This is a genomic window from cyanobacterium endosymbiont of Rhopalodia gibberula (assembly GCF_003574135.1).
In the GTDB taxonomy this organism is placed as follows: domain Bacteria; phylum Cyanobacteriota; class Cyanobacteriia; order Cyanobacteriales; family Microcystaceae; genus Rippkaea.
Map to the genome: position 1 here is coordinate 1,559,926 of NZ_AP018341.1, position 18,674 is coordinate 1,578,599.

10 protein-coding genes, 1 tRNA gene and 2 rRNA genes are annotated in these 18,674 nt (G+C 39.7%); 7 read left to right on the plus strand and 6 right to left on the minus strand.

Annotated elements, in window-relative coordinates:
- Positions 1-575: 575 nt before the first annotated feature.
- Entirely contained in the window at positions 576-995 is a 420-nt protein-coding gene (locus RGRSB_RS05020; RefSeq protein ID WP_119260109.1) for a hypothetical protein, read from the minus strand.
- A gap of 343 nt (positions 996-1,338) precedes the next feature.
- Here RGRSB_RS05020 and RGRSB_RS05025 point away from each other — a divergent pair, with 343 nt between their 5' ends.
- From RGRSB_RS05025 to topA, 3 genes are all read left to right on the plus strand, one after another.
- Positions 1,339-1,653 (plus strand): DUF1825 family protein, encoded by a 315-nt coding sequence (locus RGRSB_RS05025; protein ID WP_119260965.1) that lies wholly within the window; start codon positions 1,339-1,341, stop codon positions 1,651-1,653.
- Between the two features lie 122 nt (positions 1,654-1,775).
- Positions 1,776-2,957: an L-2-hydroxyglutarate oxidase gene (gene lhgO, locus RGRSB_RS05030; RefSeq protein WP_119260110.1), complete on the plus strand. Its 1,182-nt coding sequence runs from the start codon at positions 1,776-1,778 to the stop codon at positions 2,955-2,957.
- Positions 2,958-3,620: 663 nt separating this feature from the next.
- Positions 3,621-6,272 carry a type I DNA topoisomerase gene (gene topA / locus RGRSB_RS05035; RefSeq protein ID WP_119260111.1) on the plus strand — a complete coding sequence of 884 codons (2,652 nt, stop codon included), beginning with the start codon at positions 3,621-3,623 and terminating at the stop codon, positions 6,270-6,272.
- Positions 6,273-6,814: 542 nt separating this feature from the next.
- Here the strand turns inward: topA and sfsA are convergent.
- From sfsA to pipX, 5 genes are all read right to left on the minus strand, one after another.
- Positions 6,815-7,549, minus strand: coding sequence for a DNA/RNA nuclease SfsA (sfsA, locus tag RGRSB_RS05040; RefSeq protein ID WP_119260112.1), 735 nt, complete (start codon positions 7,547-7,549; stop codon positions 6,815-6,817).
- Positions 7,550-8,141: 592 nt separating this feature from the next.
- A complete protein-coding gene (proC, locus tag RGRSB_RS05045; protein ID WP_119260113.1) occupies positions 8,142-8,960 on the minus strand; it encodes a pyrroline-5-carboxylate reductase in 819 nt (272 codons plus the stop codon).
- 94 nt (positions 8,961-9,054) lie between these two features.
- Complete coding sequence (locus RGRSB_RS05050) at positions 9,055-9,627, minus strand: cell division protein SepF (protein WP_119260114.1); 573 nt, start codon at positions 9,625-9,627, stop codon at positions 9,055-9,057.
- Positions 9,628-10,171: 544 nt separating this feature from the next.
- Entirely contained in the window at positions 10,172-10,828 is a 657-nt protein-coding gene (locus RGRSB_RS05055; RefSeq protein WP_119260115.1) for a YggS family pyridoxal phosphate-dependent enzyme, read from the minus strand.
- A 50-nt stretch (positions 10,829-10,878) separates the two neighbouring features.
- Positions 10,879-11,148, minus strand: coding sequence for a transcriptional coactivator PipX (gene pipX / locus RGRSB_RS05060; protein ID WP_119260116.1), 270 nt, complete (start codon positions 11,146-11,148; stop codon positions 10,879-10,881).
- A 530-nt stretch (positions 11,149-11,678) separates the two neighbouring features.
- On the opposite strand from pipX, the gene RGRSB_RS05065 reads away from it, so the two are divergent.
- The 4 genes from RGRSB_RS05065 (at position 11,679) to RGRSB_RS05080 (ending at position 18,670) form a co-directional block, all read left to right on the plus strand.
- On the plus strand, positions 11,679-12,593 hold the full coding sequence (locus RGRSB_RS05065) for a substrate-binding domain-containing protein (protein WP_232014459.1): 915 nt from the start codon (positions 11,679-11,681) through the stop codon (positions 12,591-12,593).
- A 1,275-nt stretch (positions 12,594-13,868) separates the two neighbouring features.
- Positions 13,869-15,355, plus strand: a 16S ribosomal RNA gene (locus tag RGRSB_RS05070).
- A gap of 159 nt (positions 15,356-15,514) precedes the next feature.
- A tRNA-Ile gene (locus RGRSB_RS05075) sits at positions 15,515-15,588 on the plus strand.
- 209 nt (positions 15,589-15,797) lie between these two features.
- Positions 15,798-18,670, plus strand: a 23S ribosomal RNA gene (locus RGRSB_RS05080).
- Together the 16S and 23S rRNA genes with 1 tRNA gene alongside form the textbook arrangement of a ribosomal RNA operon.
- Positions 18,671-18,674: the final 4 nt, after the last annotated feature.

An 18,674-nucleotide genomic window follows, 5' to 3' on the forward strand; every position in this document is an offset into this window, starting at 1 on the left:
AGATAGATAAAAATTAATTTTTATAAAAAAACAATAATGGCTAAGGACTAAGTTTATATTTGTGCTAGTTAGATTATAAAAAAATAGAATTATCTTACATGATCTTAAAATCTAAATTAGTAATATTGATAATAAAAATTATTAAATTATACTCAGGATAAGATAGGTTATAAGTTTAGATATTTTTTGTCAAAAATAAGAAATATAAAAAGGTTAATTGACCACAAGCTGAACATAAAATTATGAATCTAATTCGACCAGATTAAAAGTTATTATCATATTTACGTAAGCTAATATCTTTATTAGTACCAAGTTTCTTTAAAATTCATTGTTATATGAGAGCATTTCCTGATTTTTTCAGTATTAATTGATAGTATATATATTATTAATCAATAGCAAACATATTTTATTGACATCTTTATAAGAAAGTACTGCTCATATTCAACTACTTATAAAAAATCAAGAAATACTGCTAAACAAATTTAAGTTAAATAAATTAAAGATATGAAAAAACTGATTCAGTATAGGTATCCATAAAATTTTTATTTAACAATTGACAAGTTTTCTTTTATAAATCAAACAATGCGATCAAGAAGTCGACGGCGTTTTTGTTCAAATTCATATTCTGAAACTAACCCCTCTTCTCGTAATTGATCTAATTCCCGTAATCCTTCAGCAATTACCTCGACTTGCACCGGTTTAGTAATGTTAGAATTAAAATCAACAGATCGGGGGTTATCTAAAGATGAACCGTTAAATTGAACCTTAAACAATTCTTGCCCTTGTACGATATACCATACTACGTCAATAGCACAAGCAATGCGGGGAATAGGACTATCCCACAATAGAAAGTATATGACTCCCCAGACAGGTTGCCCCAGATAAAATTTATGAAGTCCTGCAATCGGCCACGAAACAATCGTGGCGAGTAAAGCTAAGATAATTCCTACTTTACGGTTTTTTTGTTGATTTAACAGCTTTTTCCAAATTTCCATGGAATGTTTGATGAATTAATAACAATTGATCTAAATTTATTCAATCTACTGTTTTTGACTGTCGCTAATAGGGAAACAGTTCCTTCTTGAAGTCAGAAATATCTAAACAAAATTGATTACCAAGTTTACAATGTTTAGGAGTAAAGCTACAATTTCTATTAGACAGTTGTTATGGGAATACATATCCCACAGTTGTTAGTATCTCAATCAACGACTAAACTACTAAAGATAATACGGAAAACCGTAGTTTTCAGGAGGTTTAGAGTCATTTACAATGGGATATGAAGTCCTGTTGTCAGACGGGACTGCTGGTCGACGTCGTTTAAAATTACATGAAATAACAATGGGATTTTTTGATTCTGAAGTTGTTCAACAAGAAGCCAAGCAGTTATTTGAAGACTATCAATCTTTAATGAAGTTAGGAGGGGAATACGGAAAGTTTGATCGTGAGGGTAAGAAGATTTTTATTGATAAAATGGAAGCTCTTATGGAGCGATATAAAATCTTCATGAAGCGTTTTGAGCTATCGGAAGATTTTATGGCAAAAATAACTGTTGAACAACTTAAAACTCAACTGGGACAATTTGGCATCACTCCTCAGCAAATGTTTTATCAAATGAATTTAACTTTAGAGAGAATGAAATCCGAAATCGAATAATAAACAATAAAATAAGTTGATTCTAGGAACTGATAAATTGACATTTTTCTTGGTCTTTTTCTGTAATTATCAGAGAAGAAAATAGATGATAAGATAAGACTGTTTTTAATGTCAAGAAAATCATGTACAATTTTGCAATTATCGGTGGGGGTATTGTCGGACTTTCCACAGGGATGTTATTAGGTCGGAAATACCCTAATGCTTCGATTGTAGTTTTGGAGAAAGAGTCCAGTATTGCCTTTCATCAAACTGGACGAAATAGCGGCGTCATTCACTCAGGAATTTATTATAAACCTGGTAGTTTTAAAGCAGAATTTACTTCTGTTGGTAATCAATCTATGGTAGATTTTTGTCGCACCTATGATATTCCTCATGAAGTTTGTGGAAAAGTTATTGTTGCTACGAAAGAAACAGAACTTCCTTTGTTAGATAATCTTTATCAACAGGGTTTAAAAAAAAGATTAAAAGTCAGAAAGATTGGCTCTCAAGAAGTGAGGGAAATCGAGCCTTATGTTAATTGTTTAGCTGGAGTTTATGTTCCTACTTCAGGAATTGTTGATTATAAAAAAGTGAGTCAAAAGTATTCTGAATTAATTCAAGAGCAAGGAGGAGAAATTTATCTTAATACAGAAGTAAGAAAAATTGTTAAAACTTCCGACAGCCAAATTTTAGAAACCAATCAAGGAATAATTAAAACAAATTTCGTTATTAATTGTGCCGGATTGCATAGTGATCGCATAACTAAATTAGCAAAAGTTGATAGTCAAGCCAAAATTGTCCCATTTCGGGGTGAATATTACGAATTGACTCCTGAAAAACGCTATCTAGTTAAAAATCTTGTTTACCCTGTCCCTAATCCCGAATTTCCTTTTTTAGGTGTTCACTTCACTCGTATGATTGACGGCAGCGTTCATGCTGGGCCCAATGCGGTGTTAAGTTTAAAGCGAGAGGGATATAAAAAGATAGATTTCGACCTCAAAGATTTTGCTGAAGTTATGACCTATTCAGGATTTTGGAAGCTAGCAGCCAAACACGCTGATGAAGGTATAAAGGAAATTATCCGCTCTCTTAGCAAAGCTGCTTTTGTTCGCAGTTTACAACAACTTATCCCTGAAGTAACCATCTCTGATGTAATTGTCAGCAAATCGGGAGTCCGTGCCCAAGCTTTGAAACCTAATGGGAAATTAGTAGATGACTTTTTAATCATCCAAGATGAACAAGCTTTGCATGTTTGTAACGCACCTTCTCCGGCAGCAACTGCTTCTTTAGAAATTGGTAAAGCAATCGTCGCCCGAATTCCGTAAATAATTTCGATTAAAAATAATTTGGAGGATGAGTTAACCAATTCATTCTTGTTTTGCTATCAGTTCATGAAGTAATTTCTTCCGAAAGTGAAACTTAGTATAGTTAGACGACCTTTTCAGGTTTAAGCAAAAGAAGTAAATTCGAATTCAGTGTCTTACTTCTTCGCAAATGATGGCTCTTGTCCATATAATAATTGTATTCTAGTCAACAATTTGTCTTCGATTTTAATCAAACTTCTCACAGTCTGCAATATTCGTTTACAATTGACACTCCTATTGCCTATAAACAATTTAGGTATGATTGATTATATCCCTGTCCTAGAGGTATTTAGAAATAATATCCCTAACCATTGATTTTTTCGTACATCATAGATTGTGTTCAGTCAGATACATAGAAACTTACCTATGATTCTTTATAAATTGAGTTAATCTTTCAGAAAGTTATGCTAAATTACCTAACAAGATAGATGAAAAAATTTACTGAGACTCTTTATCATCGTAATTAATAGCCTTGTGTTGGATCCAAAAATGTTCAAAAAGCAAATCGATTCTTTATGCTATAAGCTGATTAACATAGGAAACCCAGACACTATGAGCTGATTAGAACTCTATTACAGACCTGATTTATTTGCTACACTTGCTCGATTAGACTGAACTATTATTATGCCAACGCTTGTTATCGTCGAATCTCCGACTAAAGCTCGTACCATTAGAAACTATCTACCCAAAGGGTATCGCGTCGAAGCATCTATGGGTCATGTACGAGATCTACCTGCCTCAGCTGAGGAAGTTCCCGCATCATATAAGGAGAAAAGTTGGTCAAACTTAGGAATTAATATTGAGAATGATTTTGAGCCACTTTATGTCGTTCCCAAAGGTAAGAAAAAAGTGGTTCAAGAACTCAAATTTGCTTTAAAAGAGGCGGATGAGTTAATTCTTGCTACTGACGAAGACCGTGAAGGGGAGAGTATTAGTTGGCATTTGCTGCAGCTACTCAAACCCAAAGTTCCTATCAAGCGTATGGTATTCCATGAAATTACCCGCGAAGCCATCCAACAAGCGTTGAAGAATTGTCGTGATATTGATAAAAATTTGGTTCATGCTCAGGAAACAAGACGAATTTTAGATCGTTTAGTGGGTTATACGGTTTCTCCGTTGCTTTGGAAAAAAATTGCTCGCGGCCTTTCCGCTGGACGAGTGCAATCAGTAGCAGTTCGTCTATTAGTACAACGAGAACGAGAACGTCAAGCTTTCCAATCGGGAGGATACTGGAATCTCAAAGCTTTATTAGAAACAGAAGATAAGAACTCCTTCAGTGCTAAATTAGTGACTCTGAAGAACAAGAAAATTGCTACAGCTAACGATTTTGACCCCAGTACTGGAAAAATCACTCAAGGACGGAATGTAGTTCTTCTTGATGAACATCAAGCCTATACTCTTAAAAATCGCTTAGACAGGAAACATTGGAATGTCAGCAATATAGAGGAAAAACCCACAACCCGCAAACCCGCTCCTCCTTTTACTACTTCTACTTTACAACAAGAATCTAACCGAAAATTAGGAATTTCAGCGCGGGATACGATGCGGATTGCCCAAAAACTTTATGAAGAAGGGTATATCACCTATATGAGGACAGATTCTGTCCATTTATCTGATCAGGCCATTACTGCTGCGAGAAACTGTGTTGAGCAAAAATATGGCAAAGAATACCTTAGCCCCAAACCTCGTCAATACACAACAAAAAGTAAGGGAGCCCAAGAAGCACACGAAGCCATTCGTCCAGCAGGAAATGAGTTTCGCACTCCCCAAGAAACAGGATTATCAGGTAATGAGTTTTCCCTCTATGACTTAATTTGGAAACGTACTGTAGCTTGTCAAATGGCTAATGCTAGTTTAACCAAAATTGTTATTAGTCTTGAGGTAGAAGATGCAGGCTTTCGTTCTTCAGGTAAAAGGATTGATTTCCCCGGTTTTTTCCGAGCTTATGTCGAAGGATCTGATGATCCTGAAGCAGCTTTAGAAAACCAAGAAATAATTCTTCCATCCCTACAAGTAGGAGATCATCCTACTTGTCAGCAATTAGACGTGTTAGATCATGAAACCCAACCTCCTACTCGATTTACCGAAGCATCTCTTGTGAAAATTCTTGAAACTGAGGGAGTTGGTCGTCCGAGTACCTACGCCAGTATTATCGGGACAATTATTGATCGTGGTTACGCTCAAATGCGCAGTAAAGCCTTAGTCCCAACGTTTACCGCTTTTGCAGTGGTGAGTCTATTAGAGCAACATTTCCATGATTTGGTAGATACAAAATTCACCTCAAAAATGGAACACACCCTCGACGAAATTGCCACTGGAGAAACTCAATGGGTTCCCTATCTTAAGGATTTTTATCTCGGGGAAAAGGGGTTAGACAATCTGGTTCAATTAGGTATTGAGAACATAGATCCTGCAATAGCCAAAGCCGTCAACCTAGACAAATTAGAGGTTACTGTTAAACTTGGAAAGTTTGGACCGTATATTGAGGTGATACAGGAAGAAGAAGTGATTACCGCTTCAATTCCCATGGATTTAACTCCTGCTGATCTTAATCCTGAACGGGTATCTACAATTCTTAAGCAAAAAATAGAAGGACCCAAAGAATTGGGGTTACACCCTGAAACAGGAGAATCTATCTATGCTCTTATCGGTAGTTATGGTCCCTACGTTCAATTGGGAGAAGTCAGTGAGGATAATAAGAAGCCCAAACGCACCTCTTTACCTAAAGACATGAAACCTGAAGATGTCACTCTAGAGAAAGCTGTGGGGTTGTTATCTCTCCCTCGTTTGTTAGGAAATCATCCTGACACGGGAGCTAAAATCAAAGCTGGTTTAGGGCGTTTTGGTCCTTATATAGTTCACGATCAGGGTAAAGAAGGTAAAGATTATCGTTCCCTAAAAGCGGAGGATGATGTCTTGACGATTAACCTAGAACGAGCTGTAGAATTATTAGCCCAACCAAAACGAACCAGAAGAGGAAGTCGAGGGGACAAGAAACCGTTACGAGAATTAGGGATTCATCCTGAAGACAAAGAAGTCATTAACCTTTATGAAGGTCCCTATGGCCTCTATGTTAAACATGGCAAGGTTAATGCTAGTCTTCCCGAAGGAGAAACAGTTGATACTTTAACTCTAGAAATAGCGTTGGAATTGTTAGCCACAAAAGCGACAACAAAGAAAAAGATAACCAGCAAATCAACACAAAGTAAAACAACAACCAAAAGCAAAACTACTCGTAAAAATGCAAAATCAACAGCCGATAGTAACAATAAGTGATGGCTTTCCTGAACTTAAGTTGTGATACAACCGAGAGTTGTAGATCAAATCTGACAAGAATGAAACGATACGGCATAAGCTTGTCTTCACTAGCTTATAATTGGGTTCTGAAGACAGACTTTGTTTTTATAAAATTAGGCTTTAGTTTGTATTTAATTTCAAAAGTTTTTTTCTAATTGTTGAGTTAAAAACTATTCTCTTGACATAACTCATTATAAACATTAAGGATTAATACAAGAAGTAGTAAGAATACGAGAAGTCAGGTAGCAAACCATGATGTATATTGCCCAAATTGCCTCAGAATGCACCCCGTTATCAAAGTGGATAGTTTAGGGTACATAATTTACAGACTGAGTAGGGAACGCGAAAGTAAAAGTAACTGCGTTGAATTAATTTTTCAGATGTACGATTATATGCTCTGCCATTACATTTGGAAGCTCCATGAAATCTATACGAAGAGAAGTGCCACATGTTCTCTAACTATTGTAAATTCATCAGTTTGCGGTTAATTGAGATAATTTATCTAGGAATTCGTTTTAACCTTAAGATAAGGAGGATGTCAAAAATTCTGCAAGTCCTAAATGGCGAATACCTTCAGGAGTAACTTCAAAACGATAAGGTAATATTTCTACTCCTTCATTAACTGCTTTCCTTAAAAGTTTCCCATAAGTAGCATCAAAATTATCTCCAGGGGCAAAAGAATAACAATCTTTTCGACTAATAAAATAGAGCATGATTGGTCTTACATCTGGCAAAAGTGATATTAATTCTTTTAAATGTTTTTGTCCGCGACTGGTGACAGTATCAGGAAAAAGAGCCATTGTTCCTTGACTAAGGGTTGTATTTTTTACCTCTATATAAATGGGAGATTTTTCCCCATCTTGTGTTAAAAGAAAATCAATACGACTTTTTTTATTACTCCCATAGGGGACCTCACAATGAACTTGGGTATACTGTCCCGCCAACTCTAGCAAATTTTGTTGTTCCAACGCGAGTTTGATGACCTTATTAGGAAGAGCTGTATTAATTCCAACCCAAACTCCTTCAACATTAACCATTTCCCAAGTGTAGGCTAATTTTCGCTTAGGATTATCACTTTTAGAAACATAAACACGACTTCCAATCCTACTCACTCCTATCATTGGACCTGTATTAGCACAATGAGCTGTAATAATTTTCCCTGTTTCAAGTTCAATATCAGCAATAAATCGCTTATAGCGTCTAATTAGAATCCCTGAAATTAGAGGAGGATAAGAATAAATAAAATCAGAACTCATTATTGTTAATAATTAAAATAATTAAGTAAATGGGCTTGAAAAAACTAAAATAAAAAAATAGTTAAAAAAAAGAATTAGTTTAGATGTCAAACTGATTAAAAATTCAGTTAATGGTATAAATAGCAAGGACTATCGAGGTTGGTTTGTAGTTCAAAAGAATAAAGAGTTGGAAATATTTATAATCATAGGTTAAATTATTTAGACAATACAATTAAAAAAACAATTTTTAGATAGATCATCTAGGGAAGAGAAGGACTATAGTACACTCCGAGAAATAGAAAATAGTTCCAGGAAGTTGAAAAACAAGAAAGCAACTATGTTATTGTGGAGATATTTGGACCAAGTAAAAGTTTTAGATGGAGGGGCATATGAAGCCGAAAATACTGCAAATATAAGGAGTATAGACGCGGTCATCGTTCTTTATAATGACAACTTTACACAAACTAGTTTGGTAAAAGTGTAAATAAACCACTAACAATAAAGAGGATTGCATCCATTTTTTATGTTAACTTAATTAACCCAGACTGATTTTAATAAAGGCTTACGAAATTAGAGAAACAAAATAATCTGCTTTTTTACCTTTCATTTAAAGCTACCTACTTAATTCACCTAACTGTTGGGACCGCTGATAAGCTGCTTGTACCGCTTCAATGATAGCTGAACGAAATCCAGCTTTTTCTAATTGAGCTACTCCAGCGATAGTGGTTCCTCCTGGACTAGTGACTTTATCCTTTAATTGGGCTGGATGTAACTCGGTGTTTTCTAGCAATTGTGCCGTTCCTAACACTGTCTGTAATGCTAGTTGAGTGGCGATTACTCTCGGTAACCCGGCAGATACTCCTCCATCAGCTAAAGCTTCAATCATCATAGCTACAAAAGCAGGACCTGATCCCGATAGTCCTGTAACCGCATCCATCAAAGATTCTGGTACTTGTACTACTTGTCCAACTGCTTCAAAAATAGTAGTTGCCAACGTCAAATGGTTTGGTTTAACCCTTTGTCCAGGGGAGATAACGGTCATCCCTGCCCCGACGGTGGCCGGCGCATTAGGCATTACCCGCAGCATTGGATATTTAGGGAAACTTGCTTCTAAGCGAATTAAGGGAACTCCAGCTAAAATAGAAATAACGAGAGGGTAGGGCTCAGGACATTTGACTACATTTAGTGAAGCCAAAACCTTATTTAACACCTGAGGTTTAATAGATAATAGTAACGCCTCTCCTGACTCAACTACTGTTTGGTTGTCTTCAGTAAGATTAACCCGATAGATTCGTCCAAGAAGTTCTCGCCTCTGTTGGTTGGGTTCGCTAACTAACACCTCATGAGGACAATAAAGTTTTTTGTTTAAAAGGCGGGATATAATAGCCTCTGCCATCACCCCGCCGCCGATGATACCTAATCTAATAGACACAAGTTTTAATTGAATTTAACTTAACGATCCAGCTCTCACCAAAACATTATAGTTACTACAATATCGACGTAGCAGAAACCTATACTTCCACTGATTATTGAACCAGACGATTAGCATCAGTTCCCCAACTAGGGGTAGGAGCCGAAGTACGCGCAGAAGTTGTGGGAACTTCAGGTACATCATGAACCATCCCAGAAAGAGTACTGACCTTAACACAGCTGGGTGTGAACAAGAAAATACTTTCACCTATTCTTTCTTGGTGTCCATCAATAGCATAAGTTCCACCTGCTACAAAATCTACAGCTCTTTGTGCTTCTTCGGGATCCATCACATTCAGATTGAGAACAACAGACTTACGCTCCCGTAGGGTTTGGATAACTTGGGGCATTTCATCAAACGAACGGGGTTCAACAACTACTACTTCAGCAATGCTATTAGTAATCCCTGGCATTCCGACGACATTACTCCTACTTGTTCCCATCTGTGAATCCGAGGTTAAATTCAAATCGCGATTACGCGAAGATGGTTGAGCATATTCTTTCCCCATGGAAGGGAGTTGCTGCTCTTCATCCATTTCTTTATAACTTTCTGAATCATAGGGATCGTATTCATCATATACAGGTTCATCAATACCTACAATTCTTTTTAGCTTCTCTGTCAAAGACATATTCAAAATTTCCGTGTTTTACAAAGGGTTAACCAAACAGGGGGATAAAGGTTAAATAACAGCATTGTACCCGTTGGCTTAAAATTGGATTTAGAGCGCTATTCAGTCATTTTTCGCGCTGTCTAGTTTGTTCTAAGGACGAGTGAACTTTTTTAGTTCAGTGACATCATCAAAGCCAGTTCCTTTGGGTTCGGATAGCTCTACTATTTAGTCGCTTTGGTTCAATAACATGTTCTTAGTCGTTTTAGTTCAATAATATGTTCCCTCATTTAGATTGTTAGAAAAATATTATTTGACCAGCTGTCTTATCATTTTAGGACATCTTTGACCAGCTGTCTTACATTTTAGGATATCTTTGACCAGCTGTCTTATATTTTAGGATATCAACAAACAAAAATCTCTGAAAGATTTCTGAAAGATTTCTAAAAAATTTAAAAAATAGAATGAATATATTAGATTTATGTGAGTTTTTTATGTAAAATACACATAAACATGTTTTTAATCAACTTATTAGAGTAATGAGGAAGTTAAACGCCAGAGATATTTAACCTCTTTTACCAAAAATAATTCTCCCTAGGCGAATCATGGTTGCTCCTGCTTGTATGGCTAGTAGATAGTCTTCAGACATCCCCATTGATAACTGATCAAGATCTAAGTTTGACTGTCTTTTAATTTTATGAGCTAAGTCTTTTACTTTTTTAAAAGTAGCTAAAATTTCTACTTCAGATAAACCTAAAGGCAAAATTGTCATCAAACCTTTTATTTTCAAGCTTTTACAATTTTCTAATTCTGATAAGCCTGCAAAAAGTTCTTCTTCTTTCCAGCCATATTTATTGGGATCGGATAAAATTTTGACTTGAAGACAGACTTTAGGAGATAAGAAAGACTCAGCGGCAAGTTGATTAAGACGTCGAACAATTTTAATGCTATCAGCCGAATGAATCCAGTCAAAATGTAAAATCGTTTTTTTAGCTTTATTTGATTGTAAATGCCCGATAAAATGCCAACAAATATCCTTTAAGTCATTGAGTTGTTCTTGTTTTGATATGGCTTCTTGAAGGTGACTTTCAGCAAAGTCTCGTATTCCTGATTCATAAGCTGTCCGTATTTGAGGAACAGACACCTGTTTAGTAACAGCTATCAAACGAACATGAGAAGGTAGTTGTTGACGAATTTGATGAAGACGTTGAGAGATAGTCATTGACCCACAAAAATATTGTAGTTTTGTTCTAGAGTTAAATATCTCGATAATCAAGGAAATGTTCGTTGATAAATCATCTGAAGTTCTTGATAATCTTGAAAAGCTCCTAGACGGCGCAGGTAGCGCACACGAGTCTCTACCAACAGCCTAGCACCAGAACGACTTACTGGCTCAAAAAATATATCAGTGGGCAAAATTTTTAATAGGAAGAATAATCGTTGAGCATACAAGGTTGTAAATAACTCTTGATTATTATCTAATAGACATACTCTATAAAGTAGTCCGAAGGTGGGATGGTTGAAATAAGTTTCGTTGCTCATTCAAGTTCCTAAGAAAGTTTCTCTTTTCAATAGAGGAATAACTAAAATCACTGGTGCATGTTAATTAGACCTTCTGTGTATACAATCTTGACGGATTGTTAAGTTGATTATTCTAACTATACAACCTGAATTAAGTGTTAAGAGTTCCAGATGCGGTCACGTTATATTGGACGATAGATTTCTATTTTTTAGTTTTTCTTTCTACTGTAGCTTAGACCATCTTCAAGAAAGTTCTTATAAAAAAGGGCTATAAATCTTTATTTATCAAAGTTGTTAACATTCCAAAACTTAATCTTTATGGAAATCAAGTTTTGGAGGTTATTAGCTGCTAATTTATTAGACCTAGTTTATGAAAGTCTAAATTTCTACAATAAAAGGATTTAAAGTTTCCTTAGTAATTAGTAATTTTCAATAAAGCCCTTTATGTTGAACTTTTCTCTGGATAGAACTTAATTACTTAAGTACAATTGGTCAGAAGTTGTTATTAAAGACAGATTATGTCACAAAAAAACAAGGTCTTCAGGATCATTATGTTTCTTCTAATTGCAGCCGGAATTTTAGGAGGGACGTATTGGTGGTTTATTCAAAAAATTAGCGAAACCCGCCGAATTATTTTTTTTGGAATGACCATATTTTCTAAAAATCAAGCAATTACATCCGATTATCCTTTGCCACCACCACCTCCTCCTACCGATTCAGGAACTTTCTTTTTCCCTACAAAAGTTCCTCCAGGAACTCGTATCAGAATTAGTAGCTCGATCAATATGGTATTACTTAATCAAGCTCTAAAAAATGGTTTTGAACGACAATTCCCAGAAACTCAGGTAATTGTAAACACACAAAAATCAGATGAAAGCATTGACTTATTATCAAAGGGCAATATTGATATAGCAGCAATATCTCGTCATCTCACTAGTGATGAGAAATCCACGGGATTAACCGCTATTCTTATGGCTAAAAATGTGATTGCCATCGTAATTGGGGCTCAAAATTCTTTTCATTATGGGTTAACACAAGCTCAGGTAGTTGATATTTTTCAGGGAAAAATCACTAATTGGTCAGCTTTAGGACGATCTCCAGGAACTATTCAAGTAATTAATCATCCTTCTACCAGTAGCACACGCCGGATTTTTGAACAACTAATCCTGAAAGGAAGGGATTTCGGTGATACTCCTGACATCACCACTACAACTCAAGAGGTCACTACTTCTATCTTACAAAATCTAGGCACCGATGGCATTAGTTATGCAACTTATCCTCAAGCTGCAAATCAACAGACAGTACGAATTGTTCCCATCGACGACCATACCCCTGAAGTCTTTAAATATCCTTATAGACAATCACTCTATTTTGTTTACCGAAAACCTTCTTCAGAAGCAGTTAAAATATTTTTAGGTTATGCAATTTCTCCTATGGGACAACAAATTATCAGTGATATTCAATAGGGTCACACATCGTGAGTATCATTATGATCACTTAAATAGCTTATGTATAATTCGCAACGTGATTTTTTTTAACAAGTAAAGAGAATGAAAAGTCTAGAAAAGCTTATATAAAAAAGTGATTACTTTTTTTGTCACTATTGCTTTAAAAATTAAATCTGTTCAAGTATATAACCGGATTTAAAATAGAAGCTTTAAGATTGCTAGGAAAATTTTTGTAGATAACAAACAAGATTATATACTGCTGAATACAGACTTTATTTCTACTTTTAGTTTAGACAACCACAAACCTATTTATAGCATGAATTTATTGATAAAAATTAGATCTGAGGTTAGAGTTTCTTGTAATTTTTTTTCTTCTAATCCCAAAACTAGCTCTCATTTTACGCGAGTTTAAAAGAAGGTTAAGATGAAAGGATAAGCCATAGTTCTGTTCCATAAATAGCACTCATTAAAGTCTGGTTTTATGGAGATAAAATCTTGTTCATATCTCACCGAACTATTTTGTGAATTAAACTAGTAAAAAATGCTGGTTTTTTTGAAAACCCGGCAGAAGCACTATTATTATAATTGCTCTTTTGTAGTTCACAGCACCAGACCTTGAGAAAATTTTATTCATTAGTAGGGTTTTCTCATTGCAAGAAAACATCTTCTAAATTTAGTCGATAATAGTCGTTTTGTGAAGCTTATGCCTTAAGTAATAAATATTTACTGCGCATTTTTTTTTGTCTTACGAAGAACAAATCACAGAAATTAGTTTGAACTATTTTCCTCCTCTAGGAGTTTGTAATTAAACTTGTTGAACTCATGCTCAGCAAATCCCACATATAATCTTGCACATTTAAGTATAGATGCAGTGTAGTGACCACTTTTTGCTCGCAGAGAAAATTAGAGATAAATACTCGCGCTACATACTATATAACAAACCCCCTTACTTAAACCAAGCCCTACCATCTTTATAGGGTTGACAATCCTTGTTTAAAGAGGCTCATGAAGAAAGGAAAAAAAATTTTTTAAGAAAGGGTTGACATTTTCTAATACTCTGGTGTAGATTGGTAAATGCGCGGTTGAGAGCAACACACTCTTTCCAGCGCTTCGGACCTTGAAAAATTCATAGTTTAGAAGCTAACAGCTATAAGTAAGCCTCTTGTTGTTAAAACAATTATACATCTTACCGCTTTGCCTGTCTACATAGACGAGCAAAATAGTAAGATAAAGAGTAAGAAAAGCCGAGAAATCAGCTCACGTTGATAAGTATCGGTAAGAGTCAGATTAAACACTATGGAGAGTTTGATCCTGGCTCAGGATGAACGCTGGCGGTATGCCTAACACATGCAAGTCGAACGGGCTCTTCGGAGCTAGTGGCGGACGGGTGAGTAACGCGTGAGAATCTACCTCTTGGTTGGGGACAACAGTTGGAAACGACTGCTAATACCCAATGTGCCGTAAGGTGAAAGATTTATTGCCAGGAGAAGAGCTCGCGTCTGATTAGCTAGTTGGTGAGGTAAGAGCTCACCAAGGCGTCGATCAGTAGCTGGTCTGAGAGGATGAGCAGCCACACTGGGACTGAGACACGGCCCAGACTCCTACGGGAGGCAGCAGTGGGGAATTTTCCGCAATGGGCGAAAGCCTGACGGAGCAATACCGCGTGAGGGAGGAAGGCTCTTGGGTTGTAAACCTCTTTTCTCAGGGAAGAAGATCTGACGGTACCTGAGGAATAAGCATCGGCTAACTCCGTGCCAGCAGCCGCGGTAATACGGAGGATGCAAGCGTTATCCGGAATTATTGGGCGTAAAGCGTCCGCAGGTGGTTACTCAAGTCTGCTGTTAAAGATCAGAGCTTAACTCTGGAAAGGCAGTGGAAACTGAGAAACTAGAGTCCGGTAGGGGTAGCGGGAATTCCCAGTGTAGCGGTGAAATGCGTAGATATTGGGAAGAACATCGGTGGCGAAAGCGCGCTACTGGGCCGGAACTGACACTCAGGGACGAAAGCTAGGGGAGCGAAAGGGATTAGATACCCCTGTAGTCCTAGCTGTAAACGATGGAAACTAGGTGTGGCTTGTATCGACCCGAGCCGTGCCGAAGCTAACGCGTTAAGTTTCCCGCCTGGGGAGTACGCACGCAAGTGTGAAACTCAAAGGAATTGACGGGGGCCCGCACAAGCGGTGGAGTATGTGGTTTAATTCGATGCAACGCGAAGAACCTTACCAGGGCTTGACATGTCGCGAACCTTGATGAAAGTCGAGGGTGCCTTCGGGAACGCGAACACAGGTGGTGCATGGCTGTCGTCAGCTCGTGTCGTGAGATGTTGGGTTAAGTCCCGCAACGAGCGCAACCCTCGTCCTTAGTTGCCATCATTAAGTTGGGAACTCTAGGGAGACCGCCGGTGACAAACCGGAGGAAGGTGAGGACGACGTCAAGTCAGCATGCCCCTTACGCTCTGGGCGACACACGTACTACAATGGTTGGGACAAAGGGCAGCGACCCCGCGAGGGAAAGCGAATCTCATCAAACCCAGCCTCAGTTCAGATTGCAGGCTGCAACTCGCCTGCATGAAGGAGGAATCGCTAGTAATCGCAGGTCAGCATACTGCGGTGAATTCGTTCCCGGGCCTTGTACACACCGCCCGTCACACCATGGAAGCTGGTCACGCCCGAAGTAGTTACCCTAACCTTTTGGAGGGGGACTCCTAAGGCAGGGCTGGTGACTGGGGTGAAGTCGTAACAAGGTAGCCGTACCGGAAGGTGTGGCTGGATCACCTCCTTATAGGGAGACCTCAGCTTAGGGAAAAGGTAAAAGGTGTAAGACGAAGGTCTGAAACCTAACAAAAACAGTATCTTTCCTTGAAGCTAATCCCAAGGTCGTGCAAGAGAAAACTGCTTAGATTACTGAATTAGCTTCTAAACTGGGATTGGTTCGGAATAAGGGCTATTAGCTCAGGTGGTTAGAGCGCACCCCTGATAAGGGTGAGGTCCCTGGTTCAAGTCCAGGATGGCCCACCTAACCAGTATAACGACACTCAGACATAAGTCCAGCACCGAGTCTTATCTAAGTAGAGTAAGACAGACTGCTGGGCAATCAGAGTCCAGTAAAGTACCTTGAAAACTGCATAAAAACGAGAAAGTAGTCATAAACTTTATGCCATCAAAAGCGTAAGGGAATACTGACTAAATAAAAAAGTCCAAGTAATGAGCAACCATGTTGAAATGGTCAAGCTACAAAGGGCTAACGGTGGATACCTAGGCACACAGAGGCGATGAAGGACGTAGTTACCGACGAAACGCTCCGGGGAGCTGGAAACAAGCATTGAGCCGGAGGTCTCCGAATGGGGCAACCTTAAATACGGCCACCTGAATATATAGGGTGGTGCGAGCCAACCGGGCCAACTGAAACATCTTAGTAACCCGAGGAAAAGAAAGCAAAAGCGATTCCCCTAGTAGCGGCGAGCGAAAAGGGAACAGCCTAAACCACCCGCTTCGGCAGGTGGGGTTGTGGGACAGCAACGTGGACTGTAGCAGTTAGACGAAGCAGCTGAACACTGCACCAAAGAAGGTAAAAGTCCTGTAGTCGAAAACTTAAACAGCCTAGCTGAATCCCGAGTAGCACGGGGCACGTGAAATCCCGTGTGAATCTGCGAAGACCACTTCGTAAGGCTAAATACTCCTGTGTGACCGATAGTGAAATAGTACCGCGAGGGAAAGGTGAAAAGAACCCCAGTAAGGGGAGTGAAATAGAACATGAAACCGTTAGCCTACAAGCAATGGGAGGACGATTTAACGTCTGACCGTGTGCCTGTTGAAGAATGAGCCGGCGACTTACAGGTTGTGGCAGGTTAAGGGAAAATACCTGAAGCCAAAGCGAAAGCGAGTCTGAACAGGGCGCTAGTCACAATTTGTAGACCCGAACCCGGGTGATCTAACCATGGCCAGGATGAAGCTTGGGTAATACCAAGTGGAGGTCCGAACCGACTGATGTTGAAAAATCAGCGGATGAGCTGTGGTTAGGGGTGAAATGCCAATCGAACCCGGAGCTAGCTGGTTCTCCCCGAAATGCGTTTAGGCGCAGCGGTTGTGTACCATAGCGGGGGGTAAAGCACTATTTCGCTGCGGGCTGCGAGAGCGGTACCAAGGTGAGATAAACTCAGAATACCCGTTATGCATCAACCAGTGAGACGGTGGGGGATAAGCTTCATCGTCGAAAGGGAAACAGCCCAGACCACCAGCTAAGGTCCCCAAATGGATACTAAGTGATAAAGGAGGTGGGAGTGCACAGACAACCAGGAGGTTTGCCTAGAAGCAGCAATCCTTGAAAGAGTGCGTAATAGCTCACTGGTCAAGCGCTCCTGCGCCGAAAATGAACGGGGCTAAGTATCCTACCGAAGCTGTGGACAGGAAACTGTGGTAGGGGAGCGTTCTATGTAGGGTGAAGCACTAGCGGCAAGCAGGTGTGGACAGCATAGAAGTGAGAATGTCGGCTTGAGTAGCGAAAATATATGTGAGAATCATATACCCCGAAACCCTAAGGGTTCCTCCGGAAGGCTCGTCCGCGGAGGGTTAGTCAGGACCTAAGGCGAGGCTGAAAAGCGTAGTCGATGGACAACGGGTTAACATTCCCGTACTGATTAGAGATTGTGGCGGGGGACGGAGAAGGCTAAGTCAGCCGGATAATGGTTACCGGTGTAAGTATACGAGGTTTTGAGGAACGGAGAAAACGTTCTGAGCTGAGTTGCGAGTCCGACTCTCTACGGAGAGGAAGTGACTGATGTCATGCTTCCCAGAAAAGCCCGGACCACGTTAATTTCTAATTACCTGTACCCGAAACCGACACAGGTAGGGAGGTTGAGAATACTAAGGGGCGCGAGATAACTCTCTCTAAGGAACTCGGCAAAATGACCCCGTAACTTTGGGAGAAGGGGTGCCACCGAGAGGTGGTCACAGTAAAGAGGCCCAGGCGACTGTTTACCAAAAACACAGGTCTCCGCTAAGTCGTAAGACGCAGTATGGGGGCTGACGCCTGCCCAGTGCCGGAAGGTTAAGGAAGTTGGTCAGGGTAACTGAAGCTAACGACTGAAGCCCCGGTGAACGGCGGCCGTAACTATAACGGTCCTAAGGTAGCGAAATTCCTTGTCGGGTAAGTTCCGACCCGCACGAAAGGCGTAACGATCTGGGCACTGTCTCGGAGAGAGGCTCGGCGAAATAGGATTGTCTGTGAAGATACGGACTACCTGCACTTGGACAGAAAGACCCTATGAAGCTTTACTGTAGCCTGGAATTGGGTTCGGGCTTTTCTTGCGCAGGATAGGTGGGAGGCTTTGAAATCTGGCTTGTGGGTCAGATGGAGCCAATGGTGAGATACCACTCTAGAAAGGCTAGAATTCTAACTTTAACCCGTTAACCGGGGAAAGAACAGTTTCAGGTGGGCAGTTTGACTGGGGCGGTCGCCTCCTAAAAGATAACGGAGGCGCGCAAAGGTTCCCTCAGGCTGGTTGGAAATCAGCCGTAGAGTGCAAAGGCATAAGGGAGCTTGACTGCGAGACCTACAAGTCAAGCAGAGACGAAAGTCGGCCTTAGTGATCCGACGGTACCGCGTGGAAGGGCCGTCGCTCAACGGATAAAAGTTACTCTAGGGATAACAGGCTGATCTCCCCCAAGAGTTCACATCGACGGGGAGGTTTGGCACCTCGATGTCGGCTCATCGCAACCTGGGGCGGAAGTACGTCCCAAGGGTTGGGCTGTTCGCCCATTAAAGCGGTACGTGAGCTGGGTTCAGAACGTCGTGAGACAGTTCGGTCCATATCCGGTGTAGGCGCAAGAGCATTGAGAGGAGCCTTCCTTAGTACGAGAGGACCGGGAAGGACACACCGCTGGTGTACCTGTTATCGTGCCAACGGTAAACGCAGGGTAGCCAAGTGTGGAGCGGATAACCGCTGAAAGCATCTAAGTGGGAAGCCCACCTCAAGATGAGTGCTCTCACAGGGTTAACCTGGTAAGATCACGGGAAGACTACCCGTTTATAGGTGCTAGGTGGACGTTCAGTAATGAACGAAGCCGAGGCATACTAACAGATCGAGGGCTTGACCTTCTAC